24 protein-coding genes are annotated in these 19,331 nt (G+C 67.5%); 7 read left to right on the top strand and 17 right to left on the bottom strand.

Features of this window, described 5'->3' with window-relative positions:
- Positions 1-49: 49 nt before the first annotated feature.
- The 9 genes from ACE3UA_RS05745 to ACE3UA_RS05705 form a co-directional block, all read right to left on the bottom strand.
- Positions 50-1,105, bottom strand: coding sequence for a phosphatase PAP2 family protein (locus tag ACE3UA_RS05745; protein WP_374643437.1), 1,056 nt, complete (start codon positions 1,103-1,105; stop codon positions 50-52).
- 99 nt (positions 1,106-1,204) lie between these two features.
- Positions 1,205-2,224, bottom strand: a complete 1,020-nt coding sequence (locus ACE3UA_RS05740) for a ribose-phosphate pyrophosphokinase (RefSeq protein ID WP_374643435.1) — start codon at positions 2,222-2,224, stop codon at positions 1,205-1,207.
- Positions 2,225-2,304: 80 nt separating this feature from the next.
- A complete protein-coding gene (locus ACE3UA_RS05735; protein ID WP_374643434.1) occupies positions 2,305-3,321 on the bottom strand; it encodes a low specificity L-threonine aldolase in 1,017 nt (338 codons plus the stop codon).
- On the bottom strand, positions 3,321-3,773 hold the full coding sequence (locus ACE3UA_RS05730; protein WP_374643432.1) for a YcgN family cysteine cluster protein: 453 nt from the start codon (positions 3,771-3,773) through the stop codon (positions 3,321-3,323). The genes ACE3UA_RS05735 and ACE3UA_RS05730 overlap by 1 nt, the downstream gene beginning before the upstream one ends.
- A 38-nt stretch (positions 3,774-3,811) precedes the next feature.
- Entirely contained in the window at positions 3,812-4,735 is a 924-nt protein-coding gene (locus ACE3UA_RS05725; RefSeq protein WP_374643430.1) for a bifunctional riboflavin kinase/FAD synthetase, read from the bottom strand.
- A gap of 25 nt (positions 4,736-4,760) precedes the next feature.
- On the bottom strand, positions 4,761-5,204 hold the full coding sequence (locus ACE3UA_RS05720; protein WP_374643428.1) for a MaoC family dehydratase: 444 nt from the start codon (positions 5,202-5,204) through the stop codon (positions 4,761-4,763).
- Between the two features lie 118 nt (positions 5,205-5,322).
- Positions 5,323-6,213, bottom strand: a complete 891-nt coding sequence (locus ACE3UA_RS05715) for a TIGR01459 family HAD-type hydrolase (RefSeq protein WP_374643426.1) — start codon at positions 6,211-6,213, stop codon at positions 5,323-5,325.
- Between the two features lie 113 nt (positions 6,214-6,326).
- Positions 6,327-7,244 (bottom strand): manganese-dependent inorganic pyrophosphatase, encoded by a 918-nt coding sequence (locus tag ACE3UA_RS05710; protein ID WP_374643424.1) that lies wholly within the window; start codon positions 7,242-7,244, stop codon positions 6,327-6,329.
- A gap of 158 nt (positions 7,245-7,402) precedes the next feature.
- Positions 7,403-8,395, bottom strand: a complete 993-nt coding sequence (locus ACE3UA_RS05705; protein WP_374643422.1) for a TraB/GumN family protein — start codon at positions 8,393-8,395, stop codon at positions 7,403-7,405.
- 183 nt (positions 8,396-8,578) lie between these two features.
- Between ACE3UA_RS05705 and groES the strand changes: the two genes are divergently transcribed.
- The 3 genes from groES (at position 8,579) to ACE3UA_RS05690 (ending at position 11,497) form a co-directional block, all read left to right on the top strand.
- The gene (gene groES, locus ACE3UA_RS05700) at positions 8,579-8,866 is read left to right on the top strand and encodes a co-chaperone GroES (RefSeq protein WP_374643420.1); all 288 of its coding nucleotides are present in this window, start codon (positions 8,579-8,581) and stop codon (positions 8,864-8,866) included.
- 61 nt (positions 8,867-8,927) lie between these two features.
- A complete protein-coding gene (gene groL / locus ACE3UA_RS05695) occupies positions 8,928-10,565 on the top strand; it encodes a chaperonin GroEL (protein WP_197646139.1) in 1,638 nt (545 codons plus the stop codon).
- A gap of 80 nt (positions 10,566-10,645) precedes the next feature.
- Positions 10,646-11,497 (top strand): DMT family transporter, encoded by an 852-nt coding sequence (locus ACE3UA_RS05690; protein ID WP_374643418.1) that lies wholly within the window; start codon positions 10,646-10,648, stop codon positions 11,495-11,497.
- Here the strand turns inward: ACE3UA_RS05690 and ACE3UA_RS05685 are convergent.
- The 3 genes from ACE3UA_RS05685 to ACE3UA_RS05675 are packed head-to-tail and all read right to left on the bottom strand — an operon-like array spanning position 11,464 to position 12,951.
- Positions 11,464-12,021, bottom strand: a complete 558-nt coding sequence (locus ACE3UA_RS05685; protein ID WP_374643416.1) for a GNAT family N-acetyltransferase — start codon at positions 12,019-12,021, stop codon at positions 11,464-11,466. The genes ACE3UA_RS05690 and ACE3UA_RS05685 overlap by 34 nt on opposite strands.
- On the bottom strand, positions 12,008-12,508 hold the full coding sequence (locus tag ACE3UA_RS05680) for a GreA/GreB family elongation factor (RefSeq protein WP_374643414.1): 501 nt from the start codon (positions 12,506-12,508) through the stop codon (positions 12,008-12,010). Before ACE3UA_RS05680 ends, ACE3UA_RS05685 begins: the two co-directional genes overlap by 14 nt.
- Positions 12,505-12,951 carry an NUDIX domain-containing protein gene (locus ACE3UA_RS05675; protein WP_374643412.1) on the bottom strand — a complete coding sequence of 149 codons (447 nt, stop codon included), beginning with the start codon at positions 12,949-12,951 and terminating at the stop codon, positions 12,505-12,507. The genes ACE3UA_RS05680 and ACE3UA_RS05675 overlap by 4 nt, the downstream gene beginning before the upstream one ends.
- An 87-nt stretch (positions 12,952-13,038) precedes the next feature.
- Between ACE3UA_RS05675 and ACE3UA_RS05670 the strand changes: the two genes are divergently transcribed.
- The gene (locus ACE3UA_RS05670) at positions 13,039-13,794 is read left to right on the top strand and encodes an esterase/lipase family protein (RefSeq protein ID WP_374643410.1); all 756 of its coding nucleotides are present in this window, start codon (positions 13,039-13,041) and stop codon (positions 13,792-13,794) included.
- Here ACE3UA_RS05670 and ACE3UA_RS05665 read toward each other — a convergent pair.
- The 4 genes from ACE3UA_RS05665 to ACE3UA_RS05650 all read right to left on the bottom strand — a co-directional run bounded on the left by ACE3UA_RS05665 (position 13,679) and on the right by ACE3UA_RS05650 (position 16,081).
- On the bottom strand, positions 13,679-14,206 hold the full coding sequence (locus ACE3UA_RS05665) for a low affinity iron permease family protein (RefSeq protein WP_374643408.1): 528 nt from the start codon (positions 14,204-14,206) through the stop codon (positions 13,679-13,681). The two genes, ACE3UA_RS05670 and ACE3UA_RS05665, sit on opposite strands and share 116 nt — an antisense overlap.
- 67 nt (positions 14,207-14,273) lie before the next feature.
- Positions 14,274-15,335 (bottom strand): 5-(carboxyamino)imidazole ribonucleotide synthase, encoded by a 1,062-nt coding sequence (locus ACE3UA_RS05660; protein ID WP_374643406.1) that lies wholly within the window; start codon positions 15,333-15,335, stop codon positions 14,274-14,276.
- Positions 15,328-15,807 (bottom strand): 5-(carboxyamino)imidazole ribonucleotide mutase, encoded by a 480-nt coding sequence (purE, locus tag ACE3UA_RS05655; protein WP_374643404.1) that lies wholly within the window; start codon positions 15,805-15,807, stop codon positions 15,328-15,330. Before purE ends, ACE3UA_RS05660 begins: the two co-directional genes overlap by 8 nt.
- 55 nt (positions 15,808-15,862) lie before the next feature.
- Complete coding sequence (locus ACE3UA_RS05650) at positions 15,863-16,081, bottom strand: YdcH family protein (protein WP_197646115.1); 219 nt, start codon at positions 16,079-16,081, stop codon at positions 15,863-15,865.
- A gap of 199 nt (positions 16,082-16,280) precedes the next feature.
- On the opposite strand from ACE3UA_RS05650, the gene ACE3UA_RS05645 reads away from it, so the two are divergent.
- From ACE3UA_RS05645 to ACE3UA_RS05635, 3 genes are all read left to right on the top strand, one after another.
- Complete coding sequence (locus ACE3UA_RS05645; RefSeq protein WP_197646113.1) at positions 16,281-16,724, top strand: Hsp20 family protein; 444 nt, start codon at positions 16,281-16,283, stop codon at positions 16,722-16,724.
- Positions 16,721-16,948, top strand: a complete 228-nt coding sequence (locus tag ACE3UA_RS05640) for a DUF1150 family protein (RefSeq protein WP_374643402.1) — start codon at positions 16,721-16,723, stop codon at positions 16,946-16,948. Before ACE3UA_RS05645 ends, ACE3UA_RS05640 begins: the two co-directional genes overlap by 4 nt.
- A gap of 65 nt (positions 16,949-17,013) precedes the next feature.
- On the top strand, positions 17,014-17,487 hold the full coding sequence (locus tag ACE3UA_RS05635) for a cytochrome b (protein WP_374643400.1): 474 nt from the start codon (positions 17,014-17,016) through the stop codon (positions 17,485-17,487).
- A gap of 52 nt (positions 17,488-17,539) precedes the next feature.
- Here the strand turns inward: ACE3UA_RS05635 and ACE3UA_RS05630 are convergent, their stop codons facing one another.
- Entirely contained in the window at positions 17,540-19,246 is a 1,707-nt protein-coding gene (locus ACE3UA_RS05630) for a bifunctional sulfate adenylyltransferase/adenylylsulfate kinase (RefSeq protein WP_374643398.1), read from the bottom strand.
- Positions 19,247-19,331 lie beyond the last annotated feature (85 nt).

Here is a 19,331-nt window from a genome sequence, read left to right as displayed (position 1 = left end):
GAAAGGCCCCGAATTGTTCGGGGCCTTTTCCATGTGCATGTGCATGTGCTTAGGCGGAGGGATCTGCGGCGCCCGGCCCGTTCAACCGCGAGCGCGCCAGCCAGCCAGAGACCGTCCAGCATCCCATCGCAATCGCTGCGCCCACATAGCCGTCGACCGCGTAGTGCCAGGCAAGCAGGACCGATCCCAGCATAATCGAGGCGAGGAAGCCGATAGCGACATAGCCCGCGTGACGCGAAAGCCGGAAGGCGAACAGGGTCATGAGCATGGTCGAAGCCACATGCATGCTTGGGAAGGCGGAGATCCCGTTCATCCCCATCGGATGGCCGTGGATGTTCCAGAGCAACGACTGGGTATCGACGACGGAGAGCGCGCCGGTCGCAGCGTGCTGGCCAAGGCGGGCCATCAAGCCGGCGTAGGCGTCCCCAAGACCGAGCAGGGCATAATAGACCGGACCGGCGGAAGAAAACAGGATCGCGACGAGATTGCCCCCGATCGCCCAGGTCAGGACGAAGGCGATGAGGAACTGCATCCGCAGGGCGCTGTCCGGGCGTAGGAAGCAGGCGGCGACCAGCGAGAAATACATCATGAAAAGCCAGATGTTATACAGGCCGGTGAACAGCGAGATCCCGTAATCGCTGCCGAACAGCGCGTGAAGATACTCATGCGGAAGCACACCGAAATGCAGCAGGCGATCCAGCTTCATGAAGGTGACGTCCCAGCTGAAGGGATTCAGCTGCGGGAGCAGGTTCTTGATCTGGGCGAAGGCGACCAGCGTTCCGGCCATGAGCAGGACTCCGATCACGCCGCAGACCATGCGCTCGCGATCGGTCAGAAAGGCGCGCACATCGTTTTTCAGGTGGCCGATGCGGTCGTCGACGCGCAGGACGTAGGTCAGGTAGAGCAGCCGCCCGAACAGCACGAGAAAGATCATCTGCGGAATCTTGGTGGCAAAGCTCTTGACCAGGATGCCGGCCTTGTCGTCCCCGATATTCACCGGGTGGTAGCTGGACAGCCACCAGGCCACGGCGCCGTGGATGAATACCAAAATGGCCAACACGGCATGCCGACGCAAAAGCTGCCCGACGCCGGAAGTCTCGCTCATCACAAGGGTTCGCATGATCCGCCACATTTACTGAACAATTGCGTCTTTGGAACGCAATTGCGGCCTAAACTTGGCTGAACCTGACAAAATCCGCGATGATCAGCTCCGCTGATAGAGGCCCTCGTAGATCGGGACCAGGGTATCGGTCTCGAACAAGCTCGACACCGACATGCCGCCCCAGATGTTCAGGATGGCCTGGGCGAACATCGGGGCGGTCGGGACGATGCGGATGTTCTTCGCGCCGCGGACCTTCTCGCCCTGCTCGATCGAATCGGTGATGACCAGCGATTTCATCACCGAGTTCGACACCCTCTCCACCGCCGGGCCGGAGAGGACGCCATGGGTGATGTAGCTGTGGACCTCGACAGCGCCTGCCTCCATCAGCGTCTCGGCCGCCTTGCAGAGCGTGCCGGCGGTGTCGCAGATGTCGTCGACGATGATGCATTTCTTGCCGGTGACGTTGCCGATCACCGTCATCTCGGCCACTTCGCCCGCCTTCTCGCGCCGCTTGTCGACGATGGCGAGGGGGGCGTTGATCCGCTTGGCCAGTTCGCGCGCGCGGGCCACGCCGCCGACGTCGGGCGAGATGATCATCAGGTCGTCCATCTGGCCCTTGAAGTGATGCTCGATGTCCAGCGCGAAGACCGGCGAGGCATAGAGGTTGTCCACCGGAATGTCGAAGAAGCCCTGGATCTGCGCGGCGTGAAGGTCGAGGGTCAGGACACGGTCGACCCCGGCGGTCTCGATCAGGTTGGCGACCAGCTTGGCGCTGATCGGCGTGCGGGCCTTGGCGCGGCGGTCCTGGCGGGCATAGCCGAAATAGGGGATCACGGCGGTGATGCGGCTGGCCGAGGACCGGCGCAGCGCGTCGACCATGATCAGCAGTTCCATCAGGTTGTCGTTCGCCGGGTTCGAGGTCGGCTGGATGACATACATGTCCTCGCCGCGGACGTTCTCGAACACCTCGACGAAGATTTCCTGGTCGTTGAAGCGTTCGACCCGGGCGTCGACCAGATTCACGCTCATCCCCCGGTGCATCGACATGCGGCGGGCGATGGACTTCGCCAGCCCCTGGTTGGCGTTTCCGGCGATGAGTTTCGGTTCGGTGACGGCGGGCATGGCGGCTCCGGGCAGCGGATTCGGGACTGCCTGTCGCTTATCACCGGGCCGGGGGCTGCGCAAACCGGGGTTACGAAAAATCAGAAGGCAGCGAGGAAGGAATCCACATCGGCCTCGGTCGTGGACCAGCTGGCGACGAGGCGGGCGCGCTCACGCCCTTCCGGCGCGGGGAAGCGGTAGTAGGCGGCCCCGGCGGCCTGAAGCCTGTCGTGGGTGCCTGCGCCCCATTCCGGGAAAAGCATGTTGGCGGGGGAGTCGGGGACATGGGCCTGGCGGTCGCGCAGGCCGTTGGCAAGGCGCTGGCCCATCGCGTTGGCCCGGGAGGCCAGCCGCAGCCAGAGGCCGTCGGTCAGGTAGGCCTCCATCTGCGCGGAAAGGAAACGGTGCTTGGAAAAGAGGTGGCCACCGCGCTTGCGGCGCAGCTCCAGCTCCCAGGCTTTCGCGGGGTCGAACAGGACCACGCCCTCGACCCCCAGGCAGCCGTTCTTGGTGCCGCCCAGGGAAAGGACGTCGATACCCGCCTTCCAGGTCATCTCGGCGGGGCTTGCGCCGGTGGCGACCAGCGCATTGGCGAAGCGCGCGCCGTCCAGGTGGCAGGGGATGCCCCTGGCCTTCGCCAGCGCGGTGAGGGCGGCGAGTTCGGCGGGGGTGTAGACGGTTCCGGCCTCGGTGACGTTGGTCAGCGACAGCATCCCGCGCTGGACGCCGTGGACGCCGCCTTCGCCGGTGGTGGACAGGGCCTTGCCCAGGGTTTCGGCTGTCATCCTGCCCTGCGCTCCGGGGACGAGGACCAGCTTGGCGCCGGAGTAGAACTCGGGCGCGTTGCATTCGTCCTCGGCGATATGGGCATGGGTATGGCAGAAGACCGCGCCCCAGGGCGGGCAGTGGCTGGCGATGGCCAGGGCATTGGCGGCGGTGCCGGTGGCGACGAGATGGACCACGGCCTCGGGCGCCTCGAAGATCTCGCGCACCAGGGCGGTGACGCGCTCCATCGCGGCGTCGGCGCCATAGCTGCGCTCATAGCCTTCGTTCGCCTTCAGGATCGCGGCCATGACTTCGGGGGCCGCGCCGGAGGTGTTGTCGGAGGCAAAGCGCATCAGGGGGTTTCCTCGATCAGGTAGTCCTCCCAGTCATCCTCGGGGACCGCGCCCTCGGGGATGGTCATGCCGCGAATCGACTGGCCGGCCCGGTGGGTGCTTTCCGGGTCGCCGGTCAGAAGCGGATGCCAGTCGGGCAGTTTCTTCTTCTGGAACAAAAGCTTGTAGGCGCAGGTCGCGGGCATCCAGTAGGCGATCTTCGGCAGGGTCTTCGGCGTCAGGACCACGCATTCCGGGACATGCTGCTTGCGGTTCGGATAGTCGCGGCACTGGCAGGTGTCGCCGTCCAGAAGGCGGCAGGCGATGCGGGTATAGGCAACCTCGCCGGTATCCTCATACTCCAGCTTGTTCAGGCAGCATTTGCCGCAGCCGTCGCACAAAGCCTCCCATTCCTGCTGGGTAAGCTTGTTCAGGGGGACGGTTTCCCAGAAGCGGGGGCGCAGATCGGTCATGGCCGCAAAGTGGGGCGGCGGCGCGGAAAAGGGAAGGGTCAAAGCGCGGAAAGGATCGTTCGCGCCCTGGCGCAGTCGGCGTCCATCTGGGCGATGAGCGCGGGCAGGCCGTCGAACTTCAACTCGGGGCGCAGGTAGTCGACCAGCGCGATGGAAAGATGCTGGCCGTAGAGGTCGCCCTTGAAGTCGAGAAGGTGGGTTTCCAGGTTCGGGCGGTTCTCGCCGAACATGGGCCGGACGCCAAGGCTGGCCGCGCCCCGGTAGCTGCCCCGATGCGGGCCGGTGAGGATGTCGGCAAGGACGGCATAGACGCCGAGCCGCGGCAGGTGCAGCCCCTCGACCGACATGTTTGCGGTGGGAAAGCCCAGGTCGCGGCCGCGCTTCTCGCCATGCAGGACCTCGCCGTCGATGCGGTGCCAGTGGCCAAGCATGGTGGCCGCATCGCGGGGGCGGCCCTCGGTCAGGGCGCGGCGGATGTTGGTCGAGGAGATCTCGGTGCCGTTGTCGGCGACCAGCGGCGCGATGGTGCAGCGGATGCCGCGCGCGGCGCAGAGGCGGGCAAGGTCCGGCGCGGTGCCGGCGCGGTCCTTGCCAAAGCGGAAATCCGCGCCGACGACGACATGCGCGATCCCGAGTCCCTCATGCAGGACCTGATCCACGAAACCCTCGGGCGTGAGGCTGGCGAGGGTGGCGTCGAAGGGCAGCTGGAACAGATGCTCGACCCCGAGGCGGGCCAGGCGGTTGGCGCGGGCCTCGGCGTTCATCAGGCGGAAGGCCGGGGCGCCGGGGGCGAAGAACTGGCGGGGATGGGGCTCGAAGGTGACGATGCCAAGCGGGGTTGCGCCGCGCGCAAGGTCGATCACCGCCTGATGGCCGCGGTGCACGCCGTCGAAATTTCCCATCGCGACCGAGGCGCCGCGGGCGGAGGGGTCGAGGCCCTGCCAGTGAAAGTGCTCTCGCATCCTGCCCTTTGCGGGCCGGGGCCCGTCAGTCGAACTTGCGGCTGGGCGCCAGAACCAGCGCCTCGCCCTTCAGGACAACGGTTTTACCCACCGAGGCGAGGGTTTCAAGGGTGACTCGGCGTTTGGCATGGTCGATCGCGGTCACGGTGACCTCGGCCCGGACCATGTCGCCGGGGCGGACGGGGGCCATGAACTTGAGGCTTTGGCCAAGGTAGACGGTGCCGTGGCCGGGAAGCTGCTCGCCGATGACGGCCGAGATCAGGCCGGCGGTAAGCATCCCATGGGCGATGCGGCCCGCGAAGATCGTGTCCTGGGCATAGGCTTCATCCAGGTGGACGGGGTTCCGGTCGGTGGAAATCTCGGCGAAAAGCTCGATATCCCGGTCGGTTACGACCTTCATCACATGGCGGGACATGCCGATTTCGATGTCCTCGATACAGATCGTCCCGCGGGGCATGTTGTCCAGCATGGTGGGCGTGTCCCTTTCATCCATGCGGAAAGGCTAGCACATGCTGCGACGCGGCACAATCGGCCGCGCAACAATTGTTCAAGGCTGATGGCGGGCGTGAATGAAAGTTACCCTGCCGTCAGCGAAGCCGCCCGATGGCATAGCTGGGCGAAAGCTCGCGGCCGGCGAGCCAGTCCAGCAGAAGCCCGGCCTCGGGGGCCTCGACATCCGGGCCGAACCTTTCGGCCTCGAGCCCGCCGGTGATGAACAGCGTGTCCAGCCCCTCGGCGATGCCGCCCTGCACGTCGGTGGCGATTCCGTCGCCGATGCAGAGGATCTGCGGATCCGGCCTGCCTCCGGCCTCGGTCAGGCGGCGGCGGGCGAGGTCGTAGATCGGCGGATGCGGCTTGCCGAAATACAGCGTGCTGCCGCCCATCTTCTCATACATTTCGGCCAGCGCACCGGCGCAGTAAAGGCGCTTGTCGCCCATGTCCACGACGATGTCCGGGTTGGCGCAAAGCATTGGCAGGCCTAGAGTTTTCGCCAAAAGCAGCGCGGCGCGGTAATCCTCGGGCGTTTCGGTCAGGTCGTCGCGCAGGCCGGTGCAGACGATACCCTCGGCCTCTTTCAGGGGGACGCGGGTGATCGGCGGCTGGGTCGCGGCGAAGGCGGCGAGGTCGGGGGCGAAGTCGGTGAAGAAGGTCTCGTCCTTCGGCGCGCCGATGTGGTGGACGCGGCGGCCGACGGCGCCCGAGAGCAGCCCCATCTGCGCGGCATCGCCCGAGGTCGCCACCTCGTCCCAGCAGTCGCGCGGGACGCCCATGGCGTCGATCTGGGCGATCACGCTGGCTTTCGGCCGCGGCGAGTTGGTCAGCAGCACGACCTTGCCGCCCGCCGCGCGGAAGCCCCGCAGCGCGGCGACGGCGGCGGGAAAGGCGGCATGGCCGTTGTGCAGGCAGCCCCAGAGATCGCAGAACGCGGCGTCGTAGCGCCCCGCAAGGTCGGCGAGCGAGCGGATGATTTCGGTCATTCGAGGGGCCTTTCCGGGTGGGCGGGATTGCCGAAGCGCAAGCGTCTGGCATCCGTCTGGCAGGCGTCTGGCAAGCGTCGGGCATAAACGCCCGACGCTTCGCTTCGGTTGCTTCAGAGCTTGAGCGCCGGGATGATCTGCTTCTTGCGGCTCATGATGCCGGGCAGGACCACGGTGTCGCCGGTGACGGTCGCGCCGAAGGAGGCCTCGGCCAGCTGCTTGACCAGGTCGTTGGGGACCAGAAGCGTCGCCTCCTCGCGGAGGATGTCCACCACGAACAGCAGGACCTGATCCGCGCCGTCCTCCTTGGCCACGTCCGCCATCGCGCGCATCAGGCTGTCCTTGCGGTCGAGGACGACCTTGGGCGCGGTGGTCTCCAGCACCGAGACGCGCAGTTCCTTGCCGGCGACATTGTATTCCTTGGAATCCATCCGCAGCAGTTCGGCGTCGGAGAAGGCCGAGACGTCGGACTTGGCCTCGAACATCTTCGCGGCCAGTTCCGGGATCGAGACGCCAAGGTCGGCGGCCAGCTTCTCGGCCACGGCGCGGTCGTGCGGGGTGGTGGTGGGCGAGCGGAATTCCAGCGTGTCGGAGAGGATGCAGGAGAGCATCGCGCCCTTGATGCTGTCCGGGGCCTGGCCCAGCGCGTCGCCGATCAGGTCATGCATGATGGTCGCGGTGCAGGCGAGCGGACGGATGGTGATCTCGATCGGGTTCTTCGTCCTGATGCCGCCGGCGAGGAGGTGGTGGTCGATGATGGCCTGGATCTTCGCCTCGTTGATCGAGGCGGGCAGTTCGGCCGGGTTGTTGGTGTCGACGATGACGACCTTGTCCTCGGCGGTCACGTCCTGGATGATCGCGGGCTTTTCCAGGCCCCAATGCTTCAGCACGAAGGCGGCCTCGGTGTTGGGCTCGCCCAGAAGGACGGGTTTGGCGGGGGTGCCGGTCTCGGTCAGATACCAGGCCCAGATGATCGGGGAGCCGGTGGAATCGGTGTCGGGGGATTTGTGGCCGAAGACGAGGGTGGTCATGGGGTTGCCCTTGGGAGGTTGGCGGTTCGCGCGCGGTATAGGGGAGGGCGGCCGGATTGTCACGTCCGGGCGTGGCGGTGGGTCGGGACGCGCCAAAACCTTTCGAAAGGTTTTGCAAATTCCTTCGAAGGAATTTGGCCCCCCGTGCAGGTGTCGGCTCAGAGTGGCAGGGCCTCCAGCGTGAAGCCTGCCTGTTGCAGCAGGTTCAGCACGCCCTGTTCGCCCGAGAGGTGCAGCGCCCCGAAGGCGGCGAAGACCGGGCCGTCGGCGGCGGCGGCGGTCAGGACCGGGATCCAGGACTGGTTGCGCCGGTTCATCAGCAGTTCCTCCAGCCGGGCGAACTCGGCATCCACCATTTCCGGCGTATAGCCGGGCAGGCCATAGGAGACATCGCGCATGTATTCCCAGATCACCCGGCTTTCCCCGGCGAAATAGCTGTCGGCTAGGGTGGCGGAGTAATCCTCGGAGCGATCCTCGAGGGCGAGGGTGGACTGGATCATCGCGACCATTTCCTCATGCGTCATGGCGTCGAAGATGCCGAAGACGGTGTCGAAGGGCTCCAGCCCGCGGACGGGGACCGAGGCGGCCCGGGCGGCGTCGATCACCATGCTGTCCAGGCCCTCGGGCTCTTGCATCCCGGCCATGGCGCAGGGCGGGATCGAGAGCATGACCGTTACATACCAGGGCTGCATCTTCGCGGCCATGAAGGCCGGGATGCCGCGCAGTTCCATGGCGGCGCGCAGGTCGGCCCAGACCTCGGGCGGGAGTTGCTGGTTCAGGGTGGGGCCGGTGGTGATCACCATCCTGGAGGGATCGCGGGCGACCAGTTCCTTCAGCGCCTTCTCCTCCTCGGGGCCGGCCTCGACCAGGACGGTCGTCGCGGCCCGGATCACCGGGGTGATGGCCTGCAACGTGGGGGCATGGCGCGGGTCGTCGAAGTGATAGGTGCCGATCAGGGTGATGATTTCGTCGCCCCGCGTCGCGCGCCAGTAGTTGCCGCGCGGGAAGGGCACGGCATCGGCGGCGGCGGTGATCGCGGCGCGGCGTTCGGCCGGCATCTCGTCAAGGAGGTTGGTCCCGGCGCAATCGGCCTGAAGCGGCGCGGCGAGGCCGGCGAGGAGGAGGAAGGCGAGGGTCGGCAGGAGGCGCATGGGGTCCCATCGGGCAATTCGGGTCGGCCGCATCGTGGCAGCGGATCGGCAAAAGGCAAATCAAAAGACCCGGCCGAGGCTGTTGACACAGGGCGAGGCTTGGCCTACCCCAAGGCCCGTTAGCACTCGTCGCGTATGAGTGCTAATCAAGATCAAACCTGGAAACTCAAGGGAGTACCCCAGATGGCTTTCAAACCGCTGCACGACCGCGTCCTGGTCAAGCGTATCCAGTCCGACGAAAAGACCAAGGGCGGGCTGATCATCCCGGATACCGCCAAGGAAAAGCCCGCCGAGGGCGAGATCATCGCCGTGGGCGAAGGCGCGCGCAAGGATTCGGGCGAGCTGATCGCTCCGTCGGTCAAGGCCGGCGACCGCATCCTGTTCGGCAAGTGGTCGGGGACCGAAGTGACCCTGAACGGCGAAGAACTGCTGATCATGAAGGAAAGCGACATCCTCGGGATCATTTCCTGAGGGGAGTCGGTCTGAAGCCCGACCTACGCTTTCCACCAATCCATTCTAGGAGCTACGAAAAATGGCTGCAAAAGACGTCAAGTTCGACACCGAGGCCCGCGATCGCATGCTGCGCGGCGTCAACATCCTGGCCGACGCGGTCAAGGTGACGCTGGGCCCGAAAGGCCGCAACGTGGTGATCGACAAATCCTTCGGCGCGCCGCGCATCACCAAGGACGGCGTGACCGTCGCGAAGGAAATCGAGCTGGCCGACAAGTTCGAGAACATGGGCGCGCAGATGGTGAAGGAAGTCGCTTCCCGCACCAACGACGAGGCCGGTGACGGCACCACCACCGCGACCGTGCTGGCCCAGGCCATCATCCGCGAGGGCATGAAATCGGTGGCCGCCGGCCTGAACCCGATGGACCTGAAGCGCGGCATCGACCTGGCGACCGCCAATGTCGTCGCGGCGATCAAGGCGATGGCCCGTCCGGTCAAGGACTCGGCCGAAGTCGCGCAGGTCGGCACCATCTCGGCCAACGGCGAGACCGAAATCGGCCGTCAGATCGCGGAAGCGATGCAGAAGGTCGGCAACGAGGGCGTGATCACCGTCGAAGAGAACAAGGGCCTGGAGACGGAAACCACCGTCGTCGAAGGCATGCAGTTCGACCGCGGCTACCTGTCGCCCTATTTCGTCACCAACGCCGACAAGATGATTGCCGAGCTGGAAGACGCCTACATCCTGCTGCACGAGAAGAAGCTCTCGTCGCTGCAGCCGATGGTTCCGCTGCTGGAAGCCGTGATCCAGTCGCAGCGCCCGCTGATCATCGTGGCCGAAGACGTCGAAGGCGAGGCCCTGGCCACGCTGGTCGTCAACAAGCTGCGTGGCGGCCTGAAGATCGCTGCCGTCAAGGCCCCGGGCTTTGGCGACCGTCGCAAGGCCATGCTGCAGGACATCGCGATCCTGACCGGCGGCCAGGTGATCTCGGACGACCTCGGCATGAAGCTGGAGAACGTCGGGCTCGACATGCTGGGCCGCGCCAAGAAGGTCATCATCAAGAAGGATGACACCACCGTCATCGACGGCGCTGGCGACAAGGCGGAAATCGAAGCCCGCGTCGGCCAGATCCGGGCGCAGATCGAGGAAACCACCTCGGACTACGACCGCGAGAAGCTGCAGGAGCGTGTGGCCAAGCTGGCGGGCGGCGTCGCCGTCATCCGCGTCGGCGGCATGACCGAAGTCGAAGTGAAAGAGCGCAAGGACCGCGTCGACGACGCCCTGAACGCGACCCGCGCGGCCGTGCAGGAAGGCGTGATCGTCGGTGGCGGCGTGGCGCTGGTTCAGGCGGCCAAGGGCCTGGAAAGCCTGAAGGGCGCCAACAGCGACCAGGACGCCGGCATCGCCATCGTCCGCCGCGCGCTGGAAGCTCCGCTGCGCCAGATCGCCGAGAACGCCGGTGTCGACGGGGCCGTCGTCGCGGGCAAGATCCGCGAATCGAAGGACAATGCCTTCGGCTTCAACGCCCAGACCGAAGAATATGGCGACATGTTCAAGTTCGGCGTGATCGACCCGGCCAAGGTGACCCGCACCGCGCTGGAAGATGCGGCCTCGGTCGCCTCGCTTCTGATCACCACCGAGGCGATGATCGCCGACCGTCCCGAGCCCAAGGCTGCGCCGGCGATGCCGGGCGGCGGCGGCATGGGCGGGATGGACTTCTGATCCATCTGGTCTGACGGAATGGAAAGGGCGGCCTCCGGGTCGCCCTTTCTCTTTGCGCGTCGCGGCGTCATGCTGCGGGGATGCGCCTGTTCCTGCTGACAGCCCTTACCATGCTGGCCTTCGCGGCCAATTCCGTGCTGAACCGCTGGGCGGTGGGGCCGGGACATATCGGCGCGGTGGAGTTCGCGGTGGTCCGCCTGCTGGCGGGGGCGGCGATGCTGGCGGGGCTGGTGCTGTGGCAGCGGGGCGGCTGGGCCTGGTCCGGAGCGCGCGGCCGGGTGGCGGGGGTGGCGGGGCTTTCGGCCTATCTCCTGGGATTTTCGCTGGCCTATCGCGGCCTTGACGCCGGGACCGGGGCGCTGGTGCTGTTCGGGGCGGTGCAGGTGACGATGTTCGCCGGGGCGCTGATCGCGTGCGAGGCGGTGCCGCCCCGGCGCTGGGCGGGGGCGGGACTGGCGCTGGTCGGGCTGGTGCTGATCGCGGCGCCGGGGGCGGCGGGTCCCGGGCCGCTGGCGCTGATGGCGGTGGCCGGGCTGGGCTGGGGGGTCTATTCGCTGGCCGGGCGCGGCAGCGCGGATCCGCTGGCGGCGACGGCCTGGAACTTCCTGCTGTCGGTGCCGCTGGTGCTACCGCTGGCGCTGCTGGCGGGGCTGTCGGTGCCGGACGGCAGGGGCGTGGCGCTGGCGGTGGTGTCGGGGGCGGCGACCTCGGGTCTGGGCTATGCGCTGTGGTACCGGCTGCTGCCGCAGCTGGGCGCGGCGCGGGCAGCGGTGGCACAGTTGTCGGTGCCGGTGATCGCGGCGCTGGGCGGGGCGGCGCTGCTGGCGGAACTGCCCGGCCCGCGCTTCTGGGCGGCGGCGGCCCTGGTGCTGGGCGGTGTCGCGCTGGCGAGTCTGCCCTACAGGTCCTTGACCAGCCGTTCCAACCCGTGACCCGTCACGGCGTCCTGGCGGCGGATGCCGGTGGGGCGGAAGCCCTCGCGCAGCCAGAAGGCGCGGCCGCGCGGGTTGGCGTCGAGGACGGCGAGGAAGAGGCGCGGCGCGCCGTGGGCGCGGGCCAGGCCTTCGGCATGGGCGAGAAGGCGGCGGCCGTGGCCCGCGCCCTGTGCCCAGGGGCCGAGGATCATCAGGCCAAGGAATGCCTCGCCGGGTTCGGGAAAGCCGAAGGACAGTTCGGCCACGCCGGAGAGGCGGTTTGCTGACCGGATGCCGCCTCTCGCCCTGCCGCCAGGGGGAGGGGAAGCGCCCCTGTCACCGCTGAGGGAATCGGCAGGCAGGAACAGGCCGAGGCGGTGGCCGTGCGCGGGGTCGCAGCCGGGCGGGGCGTCGGTGAAGAACTCGCGCGCCTGGCGGTCCGGGTCCAACGCGCCCTCGGCGAGCAGCCAGTAGTCCGGGGCCTCGCGGTAGAATTGCGCGACGAGGCCGGTGTCTTGCGGTGAAAGCCTATGGATCGGCACGCGAAATCCCCAGCACCTCAAGCTGCATCGCCCCGGCCGGGCGGCGCCAGGTCACCACATCGCCGACCTCGGCCCCCAGCAGCGCCCGGGCGAGGGGGGAGCCGGGGGCGATGCGGCCGAGGCTGGCGTCGGCCTCGTCCTCGCCGGTGATCTCGTAGCGCGCCTCGCGGCCGTCCTCGTCCGCGACCGTCACGACCAGGCCGAAGGCGACCTCGGTCAGGTCATGGGTGGCGGGGTCGATCAGCACGGCGGCCTTGAGCCGGGCCTCGAGCCAGCGGATGTCGCGTTCGGCGGCGGCCTCGGGCAGCTTGTCCAGCCGGTCGGGACGGGCCTTGAGCGCCGCAAGCTCGGCCTGCCGCCGGGCGAGCTGCGCCTGCAGCTCGGCCAGCCCGCGCGGGGTGACCGGGTTCGGGCCGGGGGGCACGGGACGTTCGGGCAGGTCGGGACGGTCGCTGCCCGCGTCCTCGTTCACGAAGGCGCGGCTCATCGCGTCAGAAGCTCCAGCGGGTCGTAGGTCGGGCCCTCGCCCCAGGCGGCGGTCGCCAGGCTGTCGGGCTTGAAGCGGATCGCGCGCATCTCCTCGCGCGAGAAGAAGCGGCGGCGGGTCACCACACGCTCGGGGTCGGCCCAGCTGTCGGAGAGCGTGCCCGAGACGAGGCGGCAGTGGAAGAAGACCTCGACCTGGTGAAAGCGCGAGGGCGGGTGGTGGAATTCGTTGATCAGGGCGGGCGCCCCGACCTCGATGGTCAGGCCGGTCTCCTCATGCACCTCGCGGACCAGGTTCGCGGGCAGCGAACTGCCGGGCTCGACCCCGCCGCCGGGGGCGCACCAGAGATCGGCGCGCGGCCCGGCCCAGGCGTTGACCAGGAGCAGGCGGTCCTCTTGCAGGATCAGGGCGCGGACGGCGATGCGGGGGCCGGGTCTGGACATGGGCGGAGCCTGTGACGCTGCGGCGGATTTGTCCAGTGCCGCGATTTCCACCTTGCCGGCCCGGCCCGCCGGGCAGAGAGTTGCGGCATGGGATTGCGCGCAAGTCTTGTCCGTTTCCTGCCCGCCCCGGCGACCGAGACCGGCGCGGGCGGCAGCGGGACGGTCGTGCTGCTGCATGGGCTGGCGCGCAGCGATGCCTCGCTGGCCCCGATGGCGCTGGCGCTGAAGACGGCGGGCTACCGGGTTGTGAACTGGCCCTATCCGTCGACGAGGGCCGAACCTGCGGCGCTGGTGGCCGAAGTGGGCCGGGCGGTCGCGGAGGCGGGGCCGGGATCGGGGCCGGTGCATTTCGTCACCCATTCGATGGGCGGCATCCTGTTGCGCGCCTGGCTGGCCGAAGCGCGGCCCGAGCGGTTGGGCCGGGTGGTGATGCTGGCACCGCCGAACCACGGCTCGGAGCTGGTCGACCGGCTGGGCGACCTGGCGGCCTTCGCCTGGGTGACGGGGGCGGCGGGCAAGGTCCTGGGGACGGGGCCGGAGAGCTGGCCGAACCGGCTGCCGGCGGCGGATTATCCCCTGGGCATCATCGCCGGGACGCTGTCGCTGAACCCGGTCTGGAACGCGATCCTGCCGGGGCCGAACGATGGCAAGGTGACGGTGGAGAGCACCCGGCTGGCGGGGATGGCCGACCATCTGGTGCTGCCGGTCACCCATACGTTCATGATGGTCAACCCGCTGGTGATTGCCCAGGTGCTGGCTTTCCTGAAGGCGGGGCGCTTCGATCCTGCGCTGACGCTGGCTTCGGTCGTGAAAGGGACTTTTCAGGCGGTGCGGTCTGGCTGACGACCTCGGGCGTGCCGGTGTCGGGGCGGCCCTTCTCAAGCTGGCGGCGCCCCATCGCGGCCAGGGCCTCGTATTGCTTCACGAAGGCGGCAAGCTCGCGTTCCTCCAGTTCTTCCAGGTCGAGCAGCGACAGATGCGCGCCCTTGGTGGCGCGGATCAGCTCGTCCAGCTTGAGCTGCATCGCCACGGTGTCGCGGTTCTGGGTGTTCTGGATCAGGAAGACCATCAGGAAGGTGATGATCGTGGTGCCGGTGTTGATCACCAGTTGCCAGGTGTCGGAAAAGCCGAAGACCGGACCGGAGATCAGCCAGACCACGATCAGCGCCACGGCAAGGAGGAAGGTCATCGGCCGCCCGGAAAGCTGGGCGATCCAGCGGGCGGCGCGGGTGTAGATGGAGGCATGTTCGGACATGGGCGACCTGTGCAGCGGGGGCCCCGAATAACGCCGGTTCCGCCATTTGGTGCCATGCGACATGGGATCAGCGCGTGATGCGGTTCACATGCCCCATCTTGCGGCCGGGGCGGGGCGTGCCCTTGCCGTAGAGATGGACCGCCGTGTCGCGGGATTTCAGCAGATCCGGCACGCGATCGACGTCGTCGCCGATCAGGTTCTCCATCACCACGTCGGCATGGCGGTTGCCGTCGCCCAGGGGCAGGCCCGCCACGGCGCGGATGTGCTGCTCGAACTGGTCCACCGCGCAGCCCTGTTGCGTCCAGTGGCCGGAGTTGTGGACGCGGGGAGCGATCTCGTTGACCAGGAGGCCGCGGGCGGTGACGAACAGCTCCACCCCCATGACGCCGACATAGTCCAGCGCGTTCAGGATGCGGGCGGCGACCAGCACGGCATCGGCGCGCTGGGCGGGGGACAGGCGGGCGGGCACGGTGGTGGTGCGCAGGATGCCGTCGCGGTGGATGTTCTCGCCGGGGTCGAAACAGGCGACCGAGCCGTCGAGGCCGCGGGCGGCGATGACGGAGACCTCGCGCTCGAAGGCGATGAACCCTTCCAGGACGGAAGGGGCGTCGTTCATGCTGGCCCAGGCGGCGGGGATGTCGGCGTCGCTGTCCAGTTTCGCCTGGCCCTTGCCGTCATAGCCCAGCCGCGTGGTCTTGAGGATCGCGGGCAGGCCGAGGCTGTCGGCGGCGGCGCGGAGGTCGGCCTCGGAGTTCACCGCCGCCCAGGGGGCGGTCTGCAAGCCAAGCTCGTTCAGGAAGGACTTTTCCTTGATCCGGTCCTGGCTGACGGCGAGGGCCCGGCGGTTCGGGCGGATCGGCCGGAGCGATTCCAGCAGGTCGAGGGCCGAGGTGGGGACGTTCTCGAATTCGTAGGTGATGACATCCACCTCCTCGGCAAAGCGGCGCAGGGCGGCCTCGTCCTCATAGGGGGCGGTGGTCACGCTGTGGGCGACGTCGCCGGCCGGGGCGGGCCCCGGTTCGTAGACATGGCAGCGATAGCCCAGGCGGCTGGCCGCGACCGAGAGCATCCGGCCAAGCTGGCCGCCGCCGAGGATGCCGATGACCGAGCCTTGCGGAAGTTCACTCATCCTTCGGCTCCTCGGGGATGGAGGCGGAGAGCGCCTCGCGCCAGGCGTCCAGCCGCCCGGCAAGGGCGGGGTCCGAAACGGCAAGGATCGCGGCGGCCATCAGCCCCGCATTCGCCGCGCCGCCGATCGCCATGGTGGCGACGGGATAGCCCTTCGGCATCTGGACGATGGAATAGAGCGAATCGACCCCGGAGAGCGCGCGGGTCTGGACCGGCACGCCGATCACCGGCAGCCGGGTCTTCGACGCCATCATGCCCGGCAGATGCGCCGCCCCGCCCGCGCCGGCGATGATGACCCTGAGCCCGCGCGCCACGGCGGTCCTGCCATAGTCCCACAGGCGATCCGGCGTGCGGTGGGCCGAGACGATCTTCGCCTCATACGGAATGCCCAGCTCGTCCAGGATCAGGGCGGCCTCTTTCATCGTCGGCCAGTCGCTTTGCGACCCCATGATGATTCCGACTGTAACGGCCATGCGCGCCCCCGGTTGCTGATCGGCGATTACCTTGGCGCGGGGCAAGGGGCAAGCGTCAGGCGATGATGTCGGGGATCAGCTGGTCCTCGATCTTGACGATCTGGTCCTTGAGCGACAGCTTCTGCTTCTTCAGCCGCCGCAGCGTCAGCTGGTCGGGGCGGCCCGTCTCCTCGAGCGCGTGGATCGCCGCGTCCAGATCGCGATGCTCGCGCCGCAGGACCTCCAGCTTGATGCGGAGCATTTCCTCGAAACTGAGTTCGGATGGGGCATTCATCGGCGGCCGACTCGCTTCCTGTCGTTTCCTGCAGAGTATAGGAAAGCCGGGGCCCCGGGTGAAGGTTTCTTCCGGCAAGCGCCGGGAATCCACCCGAGGCGGGACTTGCGAGGGGGTCGGGATCGCCCCATATTCAAAGCCGAGCGGTTGCCGCATACGGGGCCGCTGGCCGAACTGTCGCTTCATCAAGGACCGTCCGATGACGAAACTGAGCTTTGGGGCCCACCCGTATCTTCTGGGGTTCGAACAGCTGGAGAGGCTGGTGGAACGCACCGCGAAATCGGGGGCAGAGGGCTATCCTCCGTTCAACATCGAGGCGGTGGCCGAGAATGCCTACCGGATCACGCTGGCGGTCGCGGGCTTCCGCGAGGAGGACCTGTCGATCACGGTCGAGGACCGGCAGCTTGTCGTCAGGGGCCGCCAGGCCGATGACGCGGGCGAGCGGGTGTTCCTGCATCGCGGCATCGCCTCGCGCGCCTTCCAGCGCAGCTTCGTGCTGGCCGATGGTGTCGAGGTGGCGGGAGCCACGATGGAAAACGGCCTGCTCCACGTCGATCTGCGCCGGCATGTGCCGGAGACCGTGGTGCAGACGATCAGGATCGGTCGGAACAATGCCAGCCAGAGAGAAGGGGGCAAGACATGAATACTCCATTCCCGGGGTTGCCGCAGACGGGCGACCGCATCGTCTATGTGCGCGAGGTCCATGTCGAGGATCTGCCGGCCGAAGTGCGCGAGCAGATGGACGGGCTTGAGGTGATCTGGTCGGTCCACGGGGCCGACGGGCGCCAGCTGGCGCTGGTCGCCGACCGCAAGCTGGCCTTCATGCTGGCGCGCGAGCATGATTTCACGCCCGTAAGCGTGCACTGACGGTTTCCCGCGACGGAATCCGCGTCGCGGCGCGTAGAAGGTGCAGTTGTGTGAAGGAGATCGTCGTGAAAACCGCAACCGGATATTCGGGCGCCCAGATCGCCCTGCATTGGCTGACGGCGGTGCTGATCCTTGCCGCCTGGCTGACCGGCGATGGCGCGGAAGAGGCACTGGACACCATCCGCGAGGGCGGCACGGCAGGTTTCGTGCCGCATGTGGCGATGGGGCTGGCCGTCCTGGCGCTGGTCCTGGCGCGGATCCTGATGCGCCTTGGCCGTGGCGCGCCCGCCGCACCCGGCGCGCCGGGCAGCCTGGCCGTCCTCATGGCCGACTGGGGCCACCGGCTGATCTATCTTCTGATGCTCGCCGTGCCGCTGGCCGGGGGAGCGATGTATTTCCTGGGGATCAGGCTTGGCGACCCGCATGAACTGGGGGCCAACCTTCTGATGCTTGTGGTCCTTGGCCATGCGCTAATGGCGCTTTATCACCAGTATGTGTTGAAGGACGGATTGCTGCGCCGGATGATGAAGGCGGGCTGAACGACAAGGGCCGCGCCCGAAGGCGCGGCCCTTTCCTTCGGGTCCGCCGGGATCAGGCGCGGATCAGGCCCATCTGTTCCAGCTTCAGCAGCACCTGGTGCGCGCAGTGGTCGACATCGACATTCTCGGTGTCCACCACCAGTTCGGCCTTGGTCGGGGCCTCGTAGGGGTCGGAGATGCCGGTGAATTCCTTGATCTTGCCCTCACGCGCGAGTTTATACAGGCCCTTGCGGTCGCGGCGTTCGCATTCCTCGATGCTGGTCGCGACATGGACCTCCACGAAGGCGCCGAAGGCCTCGACCATCTCGCGCACCGCGCGCCGGGTGGCGGTATAGGGCGCGATGGGCGCGCAGATCGCGATGCCGCCGTTCTTGGTGATCTCGGAGGCGACATAGCCGATGCGCTTGATGTTCAGGTCGCGGTGTTCCTTGGAGAAGCCCAGCTCGGACGACAGGTGCTTGCGCACCACGTCGCCGTCCAGCAGCGTGACCGGACGGCCGCCCATCTCCATCAGCTTGACCATCAGCGCGTTGGCGATGGTGGACTTGCCGCTGCCGCTGAGGCCGGTGAAGAACACCGTGAAGCCCTGTTTCGACCGCGCCGGGCTGGTCTTGCGCAGTTCGTTGACCACCTCGGGGAAGGAGAACCACTCCGGGATCTCCAGCCCTTCGCGCAGCCGGCGGCGCAGTTCGGTGCCGGAGATGTCGAGGACGGTGCAGCCCTCCGGCACTTCGTTGGCCGGGAAATACTGCGCCTTTTCCTGCACATAGACCATGTGCTTGAAATCGACCATCTCGACGCCGATCTCGGCCTGGTGCTTGCGGAACAGTTCCTGCGCGGCGTAGGGGTCGTAGAAATCCTTGCCCTGGCTGTTCTTGCCCGGACCGGCATGGTCGCGGCCGACGATCATGTGGGTGCAGCCGTGGTTGCGGCGGATGATGCCGTGCCACATCGCCTCGCGCGGGCCGGCCATGCGCATGGCGAGGTTCAGCAGCGACAGCGTGGTGGTCTGGGCCGGATATTTGTCCAGCACCGCCTCATAGCAGCGGACGCGGGTGAAATGGTCCACGTCGCCGGGCTTGGTCATGCCGACGACCGGATGGATCAGAAGGTTGGCCTCGGCCTCGCGCGCGGCGCGGAAGGTGAGTTCCTGGTGCGCGCGGTGCAACGGATTGCGGGTCTGGAAGGCGACGATCTTGCGCCAGCCCAGCTTGCGGAACAGCGCGCGCAGTTCGTTCGGCGTGTCGCGGCGGGCCTTGAAATCGTAATGCACCGGCTGCTGGATGCCGATCACCGGGCCGCCGAGATAGACCTTGCCGGCCGTGTTGTGCAGGTAGTTCACCGCCGGATGGGCGATGTCGTCGGCGCCAAAGACCTTTTCGGCCTCGTTCGCCTTGTTCGGGGTCCATTTGTCCGAGATCGACAGGATCGCCAGGATCACGCCTTCCTGGTCGCGCAGCGCGATGTCCTGGCCGGGTTCGACCTTCTCGGCGAAGGCCTCGGTCACGTCCAGCGTGATCGGCATCGGCCAGAGCGTGCCGTCGGCCAGGCGCATGTTCTCGACCACGCCGTCGTAATCCGCCTGGCCGAGGAAGCCCTTCAGCGGGTGGAAGCCGCCGTTCATCAGCAGTTCCAGGTCGCAGATCTGGCGCGGGGTCAGGTCCCAGGAGGGAAGCTGCCCGGCCGTGAGCTTCAGCTTCTGGGCGGAGTCGGAAGAGACGTAAAGCTCGGGGATGGGCGCGTGGTTCGGCAGGGACATCGGAAAACCTTTCAGCGGGGTCCGCGTTTGCGCGGGTCCGTAGCCCGGGAAAGGGGCCGAATTCAAGCGAATGCGCGGCGAAGGG

The organism is Tabrizicola sp. (assembly GCF_041919135.1).
GTDB lineage: Bacteria > Pseudomonadota > Alphaproteobacteria > Rhodobacterales > Rhodobacteraceae > Tabrizicola.
The sequence above is the reverse complement of the archived record's forward strand: the minus strand, read 5'-3'. Positions and strand labels throughout refer to the sequence as shown.

Coding starts and splice junctions, on each gene's coding strand:
- ACE3UA_RS05705 (WP_374643422.1), bottom strand. CDS start 8,395: ATGCGCCTCCTGCCGACCCTCGCCTTCCTCCTCCTCGCCGGCCTCGCC.
- ACE3UA_RS05645 (WP_197646113.1), top strand. CDS start 16,281: ATGACGAAACTGAGCTTTGGGGCCCACCCGTATCTTCTGGGGTTCGAA.
- ACE3UA_RS05740 (WP_374643435.1), bottom strand. CDS start 2,224: ATGCCCGCCGTCACCGAACCGAAACTCATCGCCGGAAACGCCAACCAG.
- ACE3UA_RS05745 (WP_374643437.1), bottom strand. CDS start 1,105: ATGAGCGAGACTTCCGGCGTCGGGCAGCTTTTGCGTCGGCATGCCGTG.
- ACE3UA_RS05715 (WP_374643426.1), bottom strand. CDS start 6,213: ATGACCGAAATCATCCGCTCGCTCGCCGACCTTGCGGGGCGCTACGAC.
- groL (WP_197646139.1), top strand. CDS start 8,928: ATGGCTGCAAAAGACGTCAAGTTCGACACCGAGGCCCGCGATCGCATG.
- ACE3UA_RS05680 (WP_374643414.1), bottom strand. CDS start 12,508: ATGAGCCGCGCCTTCGTGAACGAGGACGCGGGCAGCGACCGTCCCGAC.
- ACE3UA_RS05640 (WP_374643402.1), top strand. CDS start 16,721: ATGAATACTCCATTCCCGGGGTTGCCGCAGACGGGCGACCGCATCGTC.
- ACE3UA_RS05725 (WP_374643430.1), bottom strand. CDS start 4,735: ATGCGAGAGCACTTTCACTGGCAGGGCCTCGACCCCTCCGCCCGCGGC.
- ACE3UA_RS05710 (WP_374643424.1), bottom strand. CDS start 7,244: ATGACCACCCTCGTCTTCGGCCACAAATCCCCCGACACCGATTCCACC.
- ACE3UA_RS05630 (WP_374643398.1), bottom strand. CDS start 19,246: ATGTCCCTGCCGAACCACGCGCCCATCCCCGAGCTTTACGTCTCTTCC.
- ACE3UA_RS05670 (WP_374643410.1), top strand. CDS start 13,039: ATGGGATTGCGCGCAAGTCTTGTCCGTTTCCTGCCCGCCCCGGCGACC.
- ACE3UA_RS05650 (WP_197646115.1), bottom strand. CDS start 16,081: ATGAATGCCCCATCCGAACTCAGTTTCGAGGAAATGCTCCGCATCAAG.
- purE (WP_374643404.1), bottom strand. CDS start 15,807: ATGGCCGTTACAGTCGGAATCATCATGGGGTCGCAAAGCGACTGGCCG.
- ACE3UA_RS05660 (WP_374643406.1), bottom strand. CDS start 15,335: ATGAGTGAACTTCCGCAAGGCTCGGTCATCGGCATCCTCGGCGGCGGC.
- groES (WP_374643420.1), top strand. CDS start 8,579: ATGGCTTTCAAACCGCTGCACGACCGCGTCCTGGTCAAGCGTATCCAG.
- ACE3UA_RS05675 (WP_374643412.1), bottom strand. CDS start 12,951: ATGTCCAGACCCGGCCCCCGCATCGCCGTCCGCGCCCTGATCCTGCAA.
- ACE3UA_RS05690 (WP_374643418.1), top strand. CDS start 10,646: ATGCGCCTGTTCCTGCTGACAGCCCTTACCATGCTGGCCTTCGCGGCC.
- ACE3UA_RS05665 (WP_374643408.1), bottom strand. CDS start 14,206: ATGTCCGAACATGCCTCCATCTACACCCGCGCCGCCCGCTGGATCGCC.
- ACE3UA_RS05720 (WP_374643428.1), bottom strand. CDS start 5,204: ATGCTGGACAACATGCCCCGCGGGACGATCTGTATCGAGGACATCGAA.
- ACE3UA_RS05735 (WP_374643434.1), bottom strand. CDS start 3,321: ATGCGCTTTGCCTCCGACAACACCTCCGGCGCGGCCCCCGAAGTCATG.
- ACE3UA_RS05730 (WP_374643432.1), bottom strand. CDS start 3,773: ATGACCGATCTGCGCCCCCGCTTCTGGGAAACCGTCCCCCTGAACAAG.